The organism is Empedobacter sp. UBA7611, from assembly GCF_002484365.1.
In the GTDB taxonomy this organism is placed as follows: domain Bacteria; phylum Bacteroidota; class Bacteroidia; order Flavobacteriales; family Weeksellaceae; genus Empedobacter; species Empedobacter falsenii_B.
In genome coordinates this window covers 25,271-43,297 of record NZ_DLJR01000017.1, presented here as the reverse complement: position 1 = coordinate 43,297, position 18,027 = coordinate 25,271, and the positions used below count along the sequence as shown (strand labels likewise).

The following is an 18,027-nucleotide window of genomic DNA, read 5'->3' as shown; positions in this document are numbered from 1 at the left end:
TCATCTTAGCAAAACCTCTCGGTAATTGCGGTTGCAAAGGTAAAACTTATTTTTTAACTAACAAAATTTATTTTGATGAATTTTAAAGTTTTTATTTCAATAAGTCAATTCTTACTTTCACTCCCAAACTCCTTTCGGAATCGGTTTGCAAAAGTAAAACTTATTTCTAAACTCACAAATTTATTTTTAAAATAATTTTGCCGCTATATAAGTCCCTATGTCAATTTCAATACTACTCGTCTTTCGTATTGGGATTGCAAATATACAACCCATTTTTCCGAACTTCCAAACATACTTTACATTTATTTTACATTCTTCCCTTAAGTTGCTGGTACGATGGGAAATATTTTTTGTTTTTTTTAGATGTGAGAAGTGAGATATTAGATTTTAGATTCTAAAACTTCGTTTTTACCGCAGAAAATGATTTGACGTTTTACTTTTCTTCCAAAAAAGAAAAGCAAAATGGATACTTTTAAAGGAACTACTCAGGAGGAATTCCATGAAACGGGATACATTTAATTAAAAAAATAAATAAACTTCTAATTTTGTTTAACGTGTAAAAAAGATTTACATTCGTACTATATATATAATATGCGCGATGATTTCGAAAGAAAAAGAATATTTTGAGATAATAAATAAGATTTACCTAAAAGTAATTGAAGAAGAGAATTTAGGTGAAACAGCTAACTATATACCAGAATTATCTAAAATAGACGGCAAGAAATTTGGAGTTTCTTTATTGTTTACGGATCAACTTCAATTTGGATTTGGTGATTGTGAAGAAAAATTCTCGATTCAAAGTATTTCAAAAGTGTTGCTTTTGGCTTTAGTTTATAGAGAAATTGGCGAGAAAATATGGGAAAGAGTTGATGTAGAACCTTCGGGAACGCCTTTTAATTCATTATTGCAATTAGAAACTGACAAAGGAATTCCTAGAAATCCATTTATTAATTCGGGCGCTTTAGTGGTTTGCGACATCTTAATTGATATTTGCGATAATCCGAAAGCATATTTTTTAGATTTTATCAAAAAGGTTTCTGGTAATTATTCTATTCAATATTCTGATAAAATTGCAAAAAGTGAGTTTTCTACCGCTTATCGTAATACAGCTTTGACAAATTTTATAAAATCGTTGGGCAACATTCATAATTCTCCAGAAGATGTTCTGGATTTGTATGTTTATATCTGCTCGATTGAAATGTCGTGTATGGAGTTGAGTAAAACTTTTTCTTTTTTGGCTAATAAAGGAAAAAACTTATTTGATGATTATCAAGTTTTAAACATTAGTCAAACAAAACGAATCAACGCTATTATGCAAACTTGCGGTTTCTATGATGAATCTGGTGAATTTGCTTTTCGTGTTGGATTACCTGGAAAAAGTGGTGTTGGCGGAGGAATTGTTGCAATTATGCCCAAATATTACATTGTTTCAGTTTGGAGTCCTAAATTAAACTTAAAAGGAAACTCCTACCGAGGAATGAAATTTCTGGAAGAATTTACAACCGCAACAGAGGATTCTATTTTTTAGAATTGATAATCTCCATCACTTTATTCACCGTTTCTTCTAAATTCATGTTCGAATTATCAACTTCTATTGCGTCATCTGCTTTACGAAGTGGAGAATATGCGCGATGAGAATCTATATAATCTCTTTCGTTCACATTTTTCAACACCTCATCCAGAAAAATATTTTTCCCTTGTTGTTGATATTCTAAAAAGCGACGTTGCGCACGAACTTCTGGTGAAGCTGTAACAAAAATTTTGATATCTGCATTTGGAAAAACTGTTGTCCCAATATCGCGACCATCCATCACAATACCTCCTTTTTCTCCCATTTGCTGTTGAAGCGCTACACAATAATCGCGAACAGCAGGAATCTCAGAAATTGGACTAACCATTTTAGAAACTTCCATCGTACGAATATCAGCTTCTACATTTTCACCATTCAAAAAGGTAAGATTCTTTTGAGTTATAAGATCTTGTTTAAATTCTATCTTAATGTCAGATAAATTGATTATTAATGCTTGCTCATCAATTTTATTATCGACAATATACTGATGTTGAAATGCATACAAAGTCACAGCGCGATACATTGCGCCACTGTCAATATGTGTATAACCAAGATTTCTTGCAATAATTTTTGACATCGAACTTTTTCCTGTAGAAGAATATCCGTCGATTGCAATAATTAAATTTTCTTTCATCTATATAGAATTGAAGACAAAGATAAGATTTTATAGTTGTTTGAAAAGTTTTTATAACCAAGGATTACTTCTCCAATAATCTCGACCTTGAATAATTCGGTCTAAATTGAGAATCAAACCAAAGTGATTAGAACCTCCAGATTTGTGGTAATTCGCATGACTAAACTCGAATCGAAAAGCATTTATACGAATTCCAAAACCATATGTTAAGCCAGATAGAGAACGAATTCCTTCGGCTGCTAATTCATTTCCACGTTTGAAATTATACCCTAAACGCATATTAAAATCAGATTCGGGAAATAATTCTGCACCAACCGAAAGGTGATCAATCATTTTTCTTCCAGCAGAAACTTCTTGTCCGTTTTTATTATAAGGTTGAGAAATATCAAACTTCTGCAAATCGTGCAAAGAAAACGTAAATTCTAACGGAACATGTTCTAATCGATGCGAAATCCCCAAATTAACTTGCGTTGGCATGTCTTCTTTTTTGCCATTATACGTTTGAATTTGTTGACCGATATTGCGCACAACCAACGAAACATTGATATTTTTATCGAAATCGTGGTACGAAAGACCTATATCTCCAGCAATTGCCGAGGATTTATATGATTCTATTGTAGAATTAATGTATTTTAAATTTGCTCCTACTGTCCAATAATCGCCCAAAACACGTGCATAACCAACTGTAATTGCGGCATCATTTGCTTTGAAATTCCCTGTCACATTTCCATTTTCGTCAGTTCCAATTAATTTTCCGTAATCAACATATTGACCATGAACAGAAACAAAATTTTCTTGATCGATTTCATAAACCGTCGAAAATGTTCCGAAATCTACATCCGCAATATAATTGACGTAATTGATTCCGAATTGACCATGCATTTCTCGGTTCATCAACGCAGGATTCCACAAAGAAGAATTGGGATCAGCATCCCACGAAGTTGCTGCATTTCCTCCCAAAGCCGCTTGACGTGGAGAAGTTGTAATGTTCAAAAACTCGTAAACACGCGTTCCATCTTGCGCAAAAATCGAAGTCGATAGCGCGATAAACAATAATGTACTTAGCTTTTTAAACATTTAGCAAAAATAAAGATTTTGTAGAATAACGAAAACAGAATGATTTTGGTATATGCAAAACAAAATTTTAGGCTTTCTGAAAAAAAGCTTAACTTCAATTTACCTAAAAAACACTTTATGGAATTTTTAATTGCCATTATTATATTCGTATTGATTGTTATTTTGTTTAATAAAGTTTCGAAACTAAAAAAACAAATTGATTATCAAGAAACTAAGCTAAAGCATTTACAAGAGCAATTGGATGCAAAAGAAATTAAAACTGAATCAAAACCAATTATTGAGCAACCTAAAATAGTTGAAGAGAAAAAAATTGAACCTCAACCAGAAGTTGTTTCCTATCATAAAATCGAAACGCCAAAACGTATTTTTGACGAAATTCCACCAAGACAAACAACTGAAAGCAGTTTTGATAAAAATCTCAACAATGCAATTGCATTTATCAAAGACAATTTCTTGACGATTTTCGGAATTGTAACCTTAGTTCTGGGAATTGATTATTTCGTAAAATATGCAATTGATCAAAATTGGATCAACGAAACTTTCCGAGTAATGATTGGAATTGGAGTTGGTTTAGGAATTATTGGAATTGCTCATTTTATTCGGAAAAATTTTGAAATCTTTTCTTCCATCTTAATTGGAGGTGGATTAACCGTTTTATATTTCACCTTAACCATCGCCTTCCGAGAATATCATTTACTTTCTCAGAATACCACTTTTGGATTATTAACAATTGTGACGATTTTTTCTATCGTGATGGCGATGTTATATAATCGACAAGTTTTAGCCATTTTCTCGATTATTGGTGGTTTTACCGCTCCATTGATGATTAGTACAGGCGAAAGCAATTTTGTATTTCTGTTTGGTTATTTAACGATTCTAAACTTGAGTATGCTTTACATGGCTTGGCGAAAAAACTGGCAAATCATTTCATTTATCGCGTTTGCTTTTACCTTTATATATAGTATTGCGTGGATTGACGATTCCAAAACCTCAACGCAATATCTTTTCTTTGGCTTGCTTTACATTATTTTTACGGTAACAAGTTTGCTGAATTATTTCAAAAAAGGAGAATTTTCGGTTTGGAATTGTCTATTATTAATTTTCAATACCATTTTATCAACCGTTTTAATTTCTTCGGTTTATTATTTTATTGTTGGAAATAATAATGGTTTGATAGCTTTCTTATTTGGATTGATAAACGCTTTCGGAGCATTTTACATCTACAAAACATCTAAAAATAATTTATTACAAAATACCTTAATCGGTTTGAGCATTGCGCTTATCACAACTACAATTGCCTTACAATTTAAAGCAAATGTCGTTTCGATTTGTTTCGCGATTGAATCAACCTTATTACTGTTTCTTTGGAAAAAAAGTAAAGAAAATATTTTCAAAGTCTTTTTCATTGCCATGTTTCCTTTTTTATTGATTGCTTTATGCGTCAATTGGTTTGATTATATTGATACTGAAAAACATTTAGTCGTAATTTTCAATCACGTTTTCATCACAAGTTTTATTGCTTTAGTTTGTTCGATTGCAAATATTTATTTGATGAAAGATTTTGAAACAGAAGAACAATTTTTAGGTTTTAAGCTCAATCATTCCAAATTTATTTTCATCTCAACATCTCTTTTATTGATGTACACAGGAATTTTGTTCGAATTAATTTATCAAATCGAACCTTATTTCAACTTTATGATGATTGTAAGTTATGTATTGATTTATACATTATTCTTTATTGCTTTTGTTTTAGCACTGCGCGAAAAACTAAATTTAGGAAATGCTTTGCAACTTGTTTTACAAATTTCTACGGCTTTTTGCATTCTATTTTTACCAATGTTTGCCGAAATTCCGTTGTTACCAAGCAAAATAAATTACAACATCGGTAGTTATTTTCTTTATTTGAGTTATCTCATTCCGACCGCTTACATTATTTATTTAGTTGTAAAAAGTAGCGATTTCCAAAGCTCCAAAGCAAAACAAATCATCAGCATGTTTGTCTTGGTTTATGTGATTAGTTTCGAGAAATACAATGGTTTTATGTTAATAACACTCGACGAAAGTTCATCTAATTTTTCGCATCAAGCCGATATTTTCCGAATGATATTATTGCCAATTATTTGGGCAGTTTTAGGATTTGTATTGATTTATTTCGGATTAAGAAAACAACTGAAAGGTTTTCCTATTGTTGGAATTATATTATTTGGATTGATTATTCTAAAATTATATTTCGTTGATGTTTGGGAAATGAGCAATATTTTCAGAATAATATCTTTTATTGTTTTAGGAATTTTAATCTTATTAACTTCTTTTATGTATCAAAAACTAAAAAATTTGATGGTTAATTTGATGGAAAAACCGAGCGAAAACAAAGAAGCTGAACAATAATGTTCAGCTTCTTTGTTAATTATTTCTTTTCAATGCTTCAGCAATTACACGCATATCATCCGAAGAAGGTGACTCGAAAATCTCTAAATGAAAATATGGAACAACCGCAATAATATGATCGAAAATATCAGCCATAATCACTTCATATTCGTTCCAAACTGTTGTATTCGTAAACATAAATAGTTCAATTGGCAAACCGTGTTCGGTTGGTTGAAGTTGTCGAACCTCGAACATCAAATCTGTTCTAATTTTTGGACTATTATAGGTATATGTCTTGATATACTGTCGAAAAAGACCAATATTCGTCATTCGTCTTCCATTCGCCAAAATCGTTGGATCAACTTTATTCGAGACATTATATTGATTAATTTCATTCGTTCTATCTACAATAAAATCATGTAACATTCGGATTTTTTTCAATTCTTCAATTTCTTCTTCTGTCAAAAATCGAATCGAATTCATTTTAATATTTATAGAACGTTTTATTCGTCGTCCACCAGCATTTTGCATACCGCGATAATTACGAAACGAATCTGAAACTAAAGCATACGTCGGAATTGTTGTAATTGTTTTATCAAAATTCTGAACTTTTACCGTTCCTAAATTAATTTCGGTAACTGTTCCATCTGCGCCATATTTCGTCATTTCAATCCAATCACCCACGCGCACCATATCATTCATCGAAACCTGAATACTCGCCACAAAACCTAATATCGAATCTTTAAAAACCAACATCAAAACCGCCGAAGCCGCTCCCAAAGAAACCAAAAATGTAATAGGCGATTTCCCTGTCGCAATCGAAAAAATTAGAATTCCGCAAACAAAGAAAACCAAAATATTCATCACTTGCAGATAACTATCAATTGGTTTATCCGAAAAAGATTTATTACCTCGAAGAAAGTCTCTGAACGCTTTAAAAATTGCATTAAACAACAGTCCAACAGCAATTACCAATGCAACATCTGTTATTTGCATCGCAATTTTGATCCAATTCGGAAATCCTTTGAAGATAAGTGGAATTGCTTCTTTGGCGACAATTACAGGAACAATGTGTGTTGCAAATTGCAAAACTCTATTCTTGATCAATAAATCATCAATCTTGGTTTTACTTTTTGCGATAAAGTTGGTTAAAACGAGTAGTAACACTTTTCGTAATAAAAAATCGATCGCATACAATATAATAACTAACAAAATTGATAGAACAATTGTTGTCATTATTGTGGTAGAATAACTCGATAATCCCAATTTGGCAATCATTTCGAGCATTGAGCGATACACATCGCTTTGAATATTTTCGTCTAAAAGTTCCATCTGAATAAAAACTAATAGAACAAAAATAAGTTTATCCTTTTCATAATTTATAACAACTGATAAATTACATTGAAATTTGTTGGTTTCTTAATTTATCTTGATTCAAAACAATGAAAAGATTATATTTGTTAGATTAATCTAACTTAATTATTAAAATTAATGTTTTCAAATCCGTTAATATTTGCTTTTAGTTTAACTTTTCTTGCCGGAATTAGCACTGGAATTGGAAGTATTTTATGTTTATTATACAAAAAATTCAATCCAAAATTCTTAGGCGTAATGTTGGGAATTTCAGCAGGAGTAATGCTTTATGTCTCCTTTGTAGAAATTTTAACAAAAGCTAAATTATCATTATCAAGTGTTTTTGGAGAAAAATTAGGTTACACTTATACATTATTGGGATTTTTTGCAGGAATTTTAATCATCATTTTAATCGATAAAATATTGCCTCATCATCATTGCGATGAAAATAAAACAGAGACAAACGATCAGAAATTATTGCGTTTGGGTTTGTTTTCTGCTTTAGCTTTATCAATTCATAATTTCCCTGAAGGATTAGCAACTTTTTTGTCAGCATTAGAAAATCCAACTTACGGAATTTCTATAGCTTCAGCTATTGCTATTCATAATATTCCAGAAGGAATCGCCGTTGCTATACCAATCTATTACGCTACAAAGAATAGAAAAAAAGCATTTCTATATTCCTTTTTATCAGGATTAACAGAACCTATTGGCGCATTAATTGGCTATTTTGTATTGTTACAATTTTTTGATGAATCAATTTTCGGAGCAATCTTCGCAAGTGTCGCAGGTATGATGGTTTATATTTCGATTAATGAATTAATTCCGACCGCTAACGAATACGCTGGAAAAAAATTATCAACTTACGGAATTGTAATCGGAATGTTTGTAATGGCTGTTAGTCTTTTACTTTTTATGTAAAAACAAAAAAACTTCCCGAAAAGAGAAGTAATTTTGAGAAATGATATAAATTAACACATGAGGATTTTGTTACTGCAAATGTATACAGTAAATAAAACTCAAAGCTTAACAGAATATCATTAGATTGTTAAGCGAAGATTAAATAGAAAGATTATGAAAAATATAGTTTTACTTTTTTGCTTTACTATCATTTATAGTTGTTCGTCATCTTCAGATTTTCACAACATAAATGATCACATTGAAGATGGAAAATATTGTGCGAATGTCAAGGTTATAACGAACAAATCAACCAAGACATATCGATTAACTATAACTGCGAAAAATAATTATTTACATAAAATTGATTGGCCAAATGGTGGTTGGCTGGATAATACACATTACAAACTTCCTGAGTTTTATAAAAATGAAGCTACTTTTATAGATGATAGAGCCCGAAAATTTGAAGTAAAAATTATACAAGAAGGAGAATGTAAATAAAAAAAGCTCGAAACTAATGTTTCGAGCTTTTGCTTAGTACTCGGAGTGGGAACATTCTTTAAGAAAATTAGAGGTCCTAATTAAAATTTCACTGACAAACGTACTCCTTTATAATCCTTTGTCATAAAGGAATTCTTGATTTGTCATGAATTAATATGAAACAATATGAAAGCTGTTGAAAAGATTATCATGGTAATAAATATGGTAATTTTTTTGATTTCTTACTCTTCAAAATTTAACATAAAAATTTAATTATGATAGTAATTGGAAAATTTAAAGTTCAGGAAGCTAAATCTGGAAGTAAGTTGGTATATAGAATTCGACATGCCAATAATGTTGACATCAAAATAACATTAAATCATATTGTATTAGACCTTAACAAGTGGGATAATTTTAGTCAATCTTTTAGATATAAAAGAACTGAAAAAGATTACAAAAAATCATTAGAAGTAAACAATTCAGTAATTCTATTCTCTCAATTTATTCAGGAGGAAATATACTCTCCAGAAATAAAGAACAACAAGCTTACTTCAAAATGGTTGCGTGAAAAATATTACGATTTTTTTGGTTTTGAGAATCCTAATCAAAATAAAGACAAAATTGATGATGAACCATACTTTATAGACTATTATAACCATTATATCTCCACCAATAAAAAAATTGAAGGACAAGCTAAGAACGGCAAAAATCTTTCGCAAAACACAATTAAGGGATATACAACTATGATTAACTACTGGAGAGCATTCTTGATTCACCAGAATCAAAAAGACTTCAAATTACAAGAAATTGACTCGAAAATTTTTGAAGACTATATCAAATATCAAGAGAGTGAAGCAAAATTAGGAACAAACTCAATAGACACAAACACGAATAAATTTAAAGCAATATTAAATTATGCGAAATCAAAATCTATAAAACTTCATGAAGATTACTTAATTGGTAATTTCAAATTTTCTGGAGTTCAAACAAACGAAATATACCTCAATGATGATGAAATAAACCTTATCTACAATCTTTTTGTTCCTCAAAATAAAAAATATTTAGAGAATGCACGAAGGTGGTTTATAATTCAGCTACATACTGGATTAAGAATCTCAGATCTCTTTGCTTTAACAATTGATAAGTTCAAAAACGGCTTCATAGAAACGAAAACAATCAAAACTCACACTGATGTTGTTATTCCAGTATTTAATCCTGTAAAAGAAATATTATCACTTAATAACGGAAATTTACCAAAAGTAATTAGTGAAGTAAAATACAATAAGTACATCAAAGAAGTCTGTGAACTTGCTGGAATAAATGAACTTGTTTCAGGAAGCAAATTTGTTGTCACAGGTAAAGGAAAAAATAAACGAAAACGAAAAGTTATTGGAAATTATTTTAAATATGAATTAGTGAGCTCACATACCTCGCGCCGTTCCTTGTTTACAAATCTAGCTAAGAAATCAATACCTCTTTCAGATTTAAGCGCAATCAGCGGACATTCTTCTATTAAAACGTTAGAGAATTATATCAGAAGTTCAAAATTTGAAAAAGCTAATTCTGTAAAAGAAAAACTAGAATCATTAAATATTTATTAAAGACAGGTAGGGGGTACCTACGTATCCCCTTATTTCTACCCTCCCTCACTGTATCTTAAAATACACCACCAAGTACTTCCTTAATTTTTTTTATTTTTTTTGTTCCGAAAAAAGATCTTTTTCAATATTTTAACTAGCAAATCCAACTTTATTTTAATGGGACATAAGCATCATTACCTCATCATAATATCATTTACAGAATATTTTTTTTAAAAATATTTCACTGAAAATCAATTTATTATAAATTATTTCTCTTTTTATTTTAATCAAAACTTGACTTTTTATTTTTTGGTTGGTACATATATATAGGCTTTGGGCGCATTATGCCCATATAACAAGTGCTACTATTAATTATGAAAAATTTTAAAAACATAAAATATATAATCGAAAATAAACTCCTTGATCTTGGTTTAAGACAATTAAGAAGAAGAGTAAAAGAATTATTTATTAAGAACGATATTGCTGTTAAGAGGATAATAAATAAAAAAAATTTGGATGAATATTTAATAGATTTAAATTTTCTTGAAAAATTTCAAAGGAAAAGAGCTCCGAAAAAAACAGTATCAAAACCTATTTCTGAAAAAAATAATTCCGAAGTAAAAAGAGAAATACAGAATCCCTACAATACAAACATATCAATTAATATAAAATCTGACGACGTCGCTAAATTTGGTAATTATGATTACGATTACAACGATTTCATCGCCAGAACTATTTTTAAAAAACTTGGCATGGATCTTTATTATGTAATTGAAAAAGAAGAAAAAAATGTCAATCATTTTCATTTACATCTAGGTCTTAAGCGCGGTAATCTATCTATTGGAGAGATTAGAAAAAAGATAGAAGAATTATTATATAATCATTTTTATATTTCAGATGAAATTTTCACCGATTCTTCTGGATGTCAAAGAACAATTATATACGTCGAGGAAATGATTTCTGATTACGCCAACAGAAATTACATAGGTAAAGGCGTAGATAGATTAGGTGGAATAATTCCCACTTTTCTTCCTGTAAAAAAACGCTTAAATGTTACATAACATCTATTCTTTTCTGGTTTTTTAAATTTTATTAAATTTCTTTATATAAATAATTGATTGATAACTATCTCTATTTCTTAAATGAAAATTTAAGCCCACTTATAACAGTCTTACGAGCTGGTTTTCAGTATAGTATTAAGATCTATATATCACGTATTGAAATTTTAAAGTCGAACACTTTTGTGGTATGGTAATTTTCGAGTACTTCTTTTTGGTATATTTACAATTACTATTAAGACTAACGAATGAAATTCAACGAAGATTCACGAGTGAAAATTCCTGCCCTTTTGCACTTGATGCGATTAGGCTATCAATATATACCACAAAACAAACAAGATCGATTAGAAGAGAATAATATATTTCCAGATATTTTCATTCCGAAAATTGCAACGATTAACGAAATTACTGAAGAAGAAGCGAAACGAGTTTTAGATGAAATTAACTTAGAGTTGGATTACGAAGATCTTGGGAAGAAATTCTACGAACGTTTAACTGCAACTTCAGGAATTAAATTAATAGACTTCACAAACTTCAACAACAATGATTTTCATATCACCACAGAGTTAACATACAAAGCTGGTGATGAAGAGTTCCGCCCAGATATTGCGGTTTTAATTAACGGAATGCCTTTGTCTATTATTGAGGTAAAAAAACCTCATAACAAAGAAGGGGTTATTGCGGAACGAAATAGAATTGAAACACGATTTAAAAATAAACATTTCCGTCGATTTGTAAACATCTCTCAATTGTTGGTATTTTCTAATAATATGGAATATGAAGACGGAATTGTAGAACCTATTTTCGGAGCTTATTATGGCACTACAAACTATGGAAGTGTTTCGTTCAATTACTTTAGAGAAGATTTGGATTATCCAGTTCAACAAAGGTTAATTGCACTCTCTGATGAACAGGAAAATAAAATTCTGAAAGATAACAATATAAGCGTCATCAAACATAGTCCAGAGTTTATTACCAACAAAGGCGAAAACACACCAACAAACCGAATTCTAACTTCTTTATTTAGCAAAGAACGTTTGGCTTTTATACTTCAATTTTCAATTACGTATGTGGAGGATGAAGATGAAAATACAGGTAAAATATCTTACCAAAAAAACATCATGCGTTATCCACAGATTTTTGCTACAAAAGCCATTGTTGCAAAGTTAGAAGCAGGACAAAACAAAGGAATCATTTGGCATACCCAAGGTTCTGGTAAAACAGCGTTGGCGTATTACAATGTAAAACATTTGACGCATTATTTTGCGAAGAAACAAATCATTCCGAAGTTCTATTTTATTGTAGATCGTATCGATTTACTAATTCAGGCTTCGAGTGAATTTGCGAATCGTGGATTAAAGGTAAACACGGTTAATTCTAAATCGGAATTCACCAAAGATTTACAAACTGTTGGAGCTATCCACAATGATAGCGGTGTTCCTGAAATTACGGTGGTTAATATTCAGAAATTTTCGGAAGATGCGACAGTTATTCAAAATTTAGAGTACGACATCAATATTCAACGAGTGTATTTCTTAGATGAAGCGCACCGTTCCTACAATCCGAAAGGTAATTATTTAGCGAATCTGATTAATTCAGATAGAAACGCTATCAAAATTGCTTTAACGGGAACGCCTTTGTTGAAAGAAGTCGCTAAAGATTATGATTCCAAATTATTATTTGGAAATTATATTCATAAGTATTACTACAATATGTCCATCGCCGATGGCTATACGTTGCGTTTGATTCGTGAGCAAATTGAAGGACAGTTTAAGATGCAGATGAAGTCTGTAATGGATGAAATTAAACTCCTAAAAGGCGATATTTCTACCAAAGAGATTTACAAACATCCGAAGTTTGCAGCACCACTTTTAGAGTATATCGCTAATGATTTAATTCAGTTTAAAAAAGTTCAACGTGATCATAGTTTAGGTGGAATGGTGGTTTGTGATTCCGCCGATCAAGCCAAAGAATTGTTCCGTTTGTTTGAAGAAAAATACGGTAAACAAGAAATTGATGCGAGTATTTTGATGGCAGCAGAACCAACGGAAAAATATGGTAATACCGAAACGCCAAAATTGACGGCAGCTTTAATTTTACACGATGAAAACGACAAAACAATACGCAAAGATCTCATCAAAGCTTATAAAAAAGGTCATGTAGATGTGTTATTTGTGTACAATATGTTACTGACAGGTTTTGATGCAAAACGCTTGAAGAAACTATATTTGGCTCGTGTTATTCAGGATCATAACTTATTGCAAACACTTACCAGAGTCAATCGTCCGTACAAAGATTATCGTTACGGATATGTGGTTGATTTTGCTGACATTTCTAAAGCTTTTGATCGTACCAATCGTTTGTATTTTGATGAATTGCAAGATCAATTGGGTGACGAGATGGAAATGTATTCGCATTTGTTCAAATCCGAAGAGGAAATTAAACAAGAAATAGACGAAATAAAGGAAATTCTTTTTAAGTACGATACACAAAATCGTGAGCTTTTCTCGCAACAATTAGCGCAGATTAACGATAAAAAAGAGCTTTTGGAATTAGTAAAAGCTTTACGAACGGCTAAAGAGTTAAAAAACTTGATCGCCTTAAACAACTACGAAAGTTTAAAAACCGCTGCTGATTTTGAATTACTGAATCGATTGTTGATTGAAACCCAGAACCGATTAGATAATTTAAACTATCTGGAAAGTATTGGGAACGAATCTGAAAACAGAAATATTCTGGATACCGCTTTAGAAGATATTATTTTTCAGTTTGTAAAAGTGGACGAAAGCGAATTGGTTTTGGCTGATGAATTCAAAGATGTTTTACGTAAAACAAGGGAATCCTTGCAAACAAATTTTGATCCTTCTGATCCCGAATTTGTATCTTTGCGCGAAGAATTGGAGCGTATCTTCAAAAAGAAAAACCTGAGTGAAGTTTCGCAAGAAGAAATGATTGCCAATAAGCATTTACTCGAAAAAATTTACAACGAAGCAAAAGAGTTAAATCGTAAAAATGCTTTGTTAAAAGTAAAATACGAAAACGACGAAAAGTATGCACGCATCCATAAACGTCTAAGCGAGAAAGGAACACTAAACGCTAAAGAAATACAATTGCACCGAGCATTAATGCAAGTAAAAGAACAGGTTGATAATACCATGAATACACAAGAAGATTTATTGAAAAACGAAGCGTATTTCAACCGATACTTACTGCAATTGGTGGTACAAGAATTTAAAAAGAACGAAAAAATGGATTTGGATTTCGAAACAACTAAAATGATTAATCAGTTGATTTCGAAAGAATACATCCAACAATATCAACAACGATAAAATGACACACGATATAAAATTCATCACACACACCAAAGACTTAATTGATAATCTAAAAAGTGTTTGTGCGAATTATGGATTAGGGAACGACGGAAACGAATTTAAGATCATCACACAAGTATTTTTGTATAAATTCTTGAATGATAAATTTCGTTATGCTGTAAAACAAGAAATGCCAGCTTTGGCAGATGCTGAGAATTTCTCTCAGGCATTACGCGCGTTAAGCGAAGACGATTATCAATTTTTATTAGCAGGATTAGATCCTAATATTCCGCGTTTAGCGCCCGATCATTTGATTTCGCATTTGTTTGCCATACAAAACAGTGATGATTTTGCGAAGACTTTTGATGATACTCTCCGTCAGATTTCCATAGAAAATGCGGATGTATTTTCTGTAAAATCATTCTCTGGAGCAAAAGATACGTTGTTTGATGAATTAACGCAGTTTATCTCAGATTCTTCGCAACGAGATGCGTTTGCAAAAGCCTTAATCAATAAATTGTTTGAGTTTTCTTTTGAGGAAATGTTCGAACAGAAATACGATTTCTTTGCCACTATTTTCGAATATTTAATCAAAGATTATAACACCGATTCTGGCGGTAAATATGCCGAATATTACACACCGCACGCAGTTGCACGTATTATGGCTCAAATTCTTGTGCCAGAACCTGTAAAAGGCGTTAAATGCTACGATCCGAGTGCGGGATCGGGAACGTTATTAATGAGTTTGGCGCATCAAATTGGAGAGAAAAATTGTACCATTTATTCGGAAGATATTTCTCAGAAATCGAGTAATATGTTGCGACTGAATTTGGTTTTGAACGATCTAACGCACTCGATCCCGAATATCATCAAAACTAATACGATTGCTCAACCTACTTATTTGGATACAAAATTTGATTATATCGTTTCGAATCCGCCGTTTAAGTTAGATTTTTCAGATTTTAGAGAAGATTTAGAGAAAGACGCTTTTAAGCAACGTTTTTTTGCAGGAATTCCGAATGTGCCGAAAGCGAAGAAAGAATCGATGGCAATTTACTTGCTATTTATTCAACACATCATGTACAGTTTGTCTGATGACGGACAGGCAGCTATTGTTGTGCCAACAGGATTTATCACCGCACAAAGTGGTATTGAGAAAAAAATACGTGAACGATTGATTGCCAACGGTTGGTTACGTGGTGTGGTAAGTATGCCGAGTAATATATTTGCGAGTACGGGTACCAATGTTTCGGTTTTGTTTTTAGATAAAAAAGCAGACAACGAACATATTGTGTTGATGGACGCTTCTAAATTAGGTGAAACTATAAAAGAAGGAAAAAACCAACGCACCGTTTTAACGCCTGAGGAAGAAGCTAAAATTGTTGCAACATTTAACAACAAACAAGCGGTAGAAGATTTAAGCGTGGTGGTTACGAAAGAAGACATCATCGCCAAAAATTATTCGTTCTCAGCAGGACAATACTTTGAGGTAAAGATTGAATATGTGGACATCACACCCGAAGAGTTCCAACAAAAAATGAACGATTTCGAAACGCGTTTAGCTACTTTATTTGCAGAAGGAAACGCCTTAGACCAAGAAATTCAGAAACAATTAAAAGGATTGAAGTATGATTAAGGTTAAGATAAAGGATATAGTTGATATATTTAATGGTTCTACACCATCTACTTCTGTATCAGAAAATTTCGATGGTCATATTTCTTGGATTACTCCTAAGGATATTTCTGATCAAAAGACCAAATATATTAATAGAGGTGAAAGAAATATAACAGAAAAAGGACTAAATTCAATTGGAGGTAATTTATTACCCAAAGGTACAATCCTATTTTCAAGTCGAGCTCCTATTGGACTAATGAGTATTTGCACAAAAGAGACTGCTACAAATCAAGGTTTTAAAAACATGGTTTGTAAAAAGGATAAAATTGATAATGAATATTTATTTTATTTGTTAAAAACACAAATTTCTAAAATCCAAGAATTAGGTACAGGCACAACATTTAAAGAAGTCTCTAAATCTACTATAGAAAGTTTTGAAATATATATAGAAGAAAATGTACCAACCCAACAAAAAATAGCAGCTGTCCTTTCTGCCTTAGATGATAAAATAGAAGTCAACAACAAAATCAATGCAGAGTTGGAAGCCATGGCAAAAACGCTGTACGATTATTGGTTTGTACAGTTTGATTTCCCTAACGAAGAAGGTAAACCGTATAAATCTTCTGGGGGTAAAATGGTCTACAACTCAACGCTAAAACGTGAAATTCCTGAGGGATGGGAGGTGAAGAATCTTTCATCATTTATTAATTCAGATAAAAGCGGTGATTGGGGAAAGGAAGAGGAACAAGGAAATTACATTGTAAAAGTTGAATGTATTCGTGGAGCTGATATTAATGGTATCAATGGAAAAGGAGATGTAAAATCACCTGTACGTTATATTTTGGAAAAGAATAATCATAAACTTTTATCAGAGAATGATTTTGTTGTAGAAATATCCGGTGGTAGTCCAACGCAATCAACTGGTAGAATTGCTTGTATCACTAAAGAAGTATTGCAACGTTTCGAAAATCCTTTGATTTGTTCTAACTTCTGTAAAGCTGTTTCATTAAAAAATGAAGATGAAGTAAACTATTTTCTTTCGACTTGGAATAGAGCTTATGACAATAATATTTTATTTGGTTTTGAAGGAAAAACAAGTGGAATTAAAAACCTTTTGTTTGAAGATTTTGTAACCGCTTACGATATTGCTAAACCAACTTCTGATTTGCTTAAAAAATTCAATAATAAAATTTCATTGTTCGAAAAAAAGCGTCAAGAAAACCTCAAACAAAACCAAGAACTCGCCCAACTCCGAGATTGGTTGTTACCGATGCTGATGAATGGGCAAGTGACGGTTGGTGAGGCTCTCGAAGCCACAGAAAAACAATTGGCGATGGTTGCGGAACCTTCAGTTGATTATAAGATAAAAGATGATATTAAAGAAAATCGTTTTGCATTATGGTTGTCTAATCAAAAGCTTGCAGCACGTGGAGATATAGACGAAGTAGTATTGAGAGAAATTTTCGATGCAATGGATGATGAAGATCAATAATGAGATAGAACATATCGCTAATAATGTTTTGACAAAGCATGTCAAACGAGGTGGTGTTTTTAAAGTTTTCAACGAAATTATGATCGCAGAAGACATCAAGTTACGCGAGATTCCTTCTGTTTCTACTGATTTTGTGGGAGCACTCACTAAAGGAAATAATAACCAAGTGTATATCATGATTAATAAAAATATTGATAATCATGGACGAAAGAATTTTACAATAGCTCACGAATTGGGGCATTATTTTTTACAACATCAATTGCATCAAAATTCAGTTTTCTGTAATAGCAATGATATTGTAGAAGAAGGACACCAACAAAATCCAATAGAACGGGAAGCTAATTATTTCGCAAGCTGTTTGCTAATGCCAGAAGAGAAAATAAAACCTGCTTTTGTGGCAATCTTAGCGAATGCAAGTAGATATAAAATCCAAGATTTCCTTTTGGTGAAAAATGATTTCACTTTTGGTATATGGGTAGGAATACGGAATCAATTAACCAAACGTTACGGAGTTTCAGAAGCTGCTTTACGTTATCGATTACAGCAATTGAAATTGGCTAGGTTTGAGTTCTCCAAGTTCTAATACAAAAAAC

At 31.6% G+C, this 18,027-nt stretch carries 13 protein-coding genes; 10 read left to right on the top strand and 3 right to left on the bottom strand.

Annotation, left to right across the window (positions count from 1 at the left end; all coding sequences use genetic code 11):
- The first annotated feature begins 598 nt into the window (after positions 1–598).
- Positions 599–1,528, top strand: a complete 930-nt coding sequence (locus B3R94_RS01990) for a glutaminase (protein ID WP_291098266.1) — start codon at positions 599–601, stop codon at positions 1,526–1,528.
- Here the strand turns inward: B3R94_RS01990 and cmk are convergent.
- Both cmk and porQ read right to left on the bottom strand, forming a co-directional pair.
- Positions 1,518–2,204, bottom strand: coding sequence for a (d)CMP kinase (gene cmk / locus B3R94_RS01985; protein WP_291098264.1), 687 nt, complete (start codon positions 2,202–2,204; stop codon positions 1,518–1,520). The two genes, B3R94_RS01990 and cmk, sit on opposite strands and share 11 nt — an antisense overlap.
- 51 nt (positions 2,205–2,255) lie before the next feature.
- Entirely contained in the window at positions 2,256–3,281 is a 1,026-nt protein-coding gene (porQ, locus tag B3R94_RS01980; protein WP_280050350.1) for a type IX secretion system protein PorQ, read from the bottom strand.
- 117 nt (positions 3,282–3,398) lie between these two features.
- Between porQ and B3R94_RS01975 the strand changes: the two genes are divergently transcribed.
- On the top strand, positions 3,399–5,669 hold the full coding sequence (locus B3R94_RS01975) for a DUF2339 domain-containing protein (protein WP_291098260.1): 2,271 nt from the start codon (positions 3,399–3,401) through the stop codon (positions 5,667–5,669).
- A 15-nt stretch (positions 5,670–5,684) separates the two neighbouring features.
- On the opposite strand, the gene B3R94_RS01970 is transcribed toward B3R94_RS01975, so the two are convergent.
- Positions 5,685–6,980, bottom strand: a complete 1,296-nt coding sequence (locus B3R94_RS01970; protein ID WP_286479995.1) for a mechanosensitive ion channel family protein — start codon at positions 6,978–6,980, stop codon at positions 5,685–5,687.
- Positions 6,981–7,139: 159 nt separating this feature from the next.
- Here B3R94_RS01970 and zupT point away from each other — a divergent pair, with 159 nt between their 5' ends.
- From zupT to B3R94_RS01930, 8 genes are all read left to right on the top strand, one after another.
- A complete protein-coding gene (gene zupT, locus B3R94_RS01965) occupies positions 7,140–7,922 on the top strand; it encodes a zinc transporter ZupT (RefSeq protein ID WP_221856744.1) in 783 nt (260 codons plus the stop codon).
- A 153-nt stretch (positions 7,923–8,075) separates the two neighbouring features.
- A complete protein-coding gene (locus B3R94_RS01960; protein WP_280037704.1) occupies positions 8,076–8,399 on the top strand; it encodes a hypothetical protein in 324 nt (107 codons plus the stop codon).
- A gap of 254 nt (positions 8,400–8,653) precedes the next feature.
- Positions 8,654–9,979 carry a tyrosine-type recombinase/integrase gene (locus B3R94_RS01955; RefSeq protein ID WP_280037703.1) on the top strand — a complete coding sequence of 442 codons (1,326 nt, stop codon included), beginning with the start codon at positions 8,654–8,656 and terminating at the stop codon, positions 9,977–9,979.
- A gap of 353 nt (positions 9,980–10,332) precedes the next feature.
- Positions 10,333–11,019 (top strand): hypothetical protein, encoded by a 687-nt coding sequence (locus B3R94_RS01950; protein ID WP_280037701.1) that lies wholly within the window; start codon positions 10,333–10,335, stop codon positions 11,017–11,019.
- A 245-nt stretch (positions 11,020–11,264) separates the two neighbouring features.
- Positions 11,265–14,345, top strand: coding sequence for a type I restriction endonuclease subunit R (locus B3R94_RS01945; protein WP_291098253.1), 3,081 nt, complete (start codon positions 11,265–11,267; stop codon positions 14,343–14,345).
- Between the two features lies 1 nt (position 14,346).
- Entirely contained in the window at positions 14,347–15,963 is a 1,617-nt protein-coding gene (locus B3R94_RS01940) for an HsdM family class I SAM-dependent methyltransferase (RefSeq protein WP_291098251.1), read from the top strand.
- On the top strand, positions 15,956–17,434 hold the full coding sequence (locus B3R94_RS01935; RefSeq protein WP_291098248.1) for a restriction endonuclease subunit S: 1,479 nt from the start codon (positions 15,956–15,958) through the stop codon (positions 17,432–17,434). Before B3R94_RS01940 ends, B3R94_RS01935 begins: the two co-directional genes overlap by 8 nt.
- Positions 17,418–18,017 (top strand): ImmA/IrrE family metallo-endopeptidase, encoded by a 600-nt coding sequence (locus B3R94_RS01930; protein WP_291098246.1) that lies wholly within the window; start codon positions 17,418–17,420, stop codon positions 18,015–18,017. The genes B3R94_RS01935 and B3R94_RS01930 overlap by 17 nt, the downstream gene beginning before the upstream one ends.
- Positions 18,018–18,027: the final 10 nt, after the last annotated feature.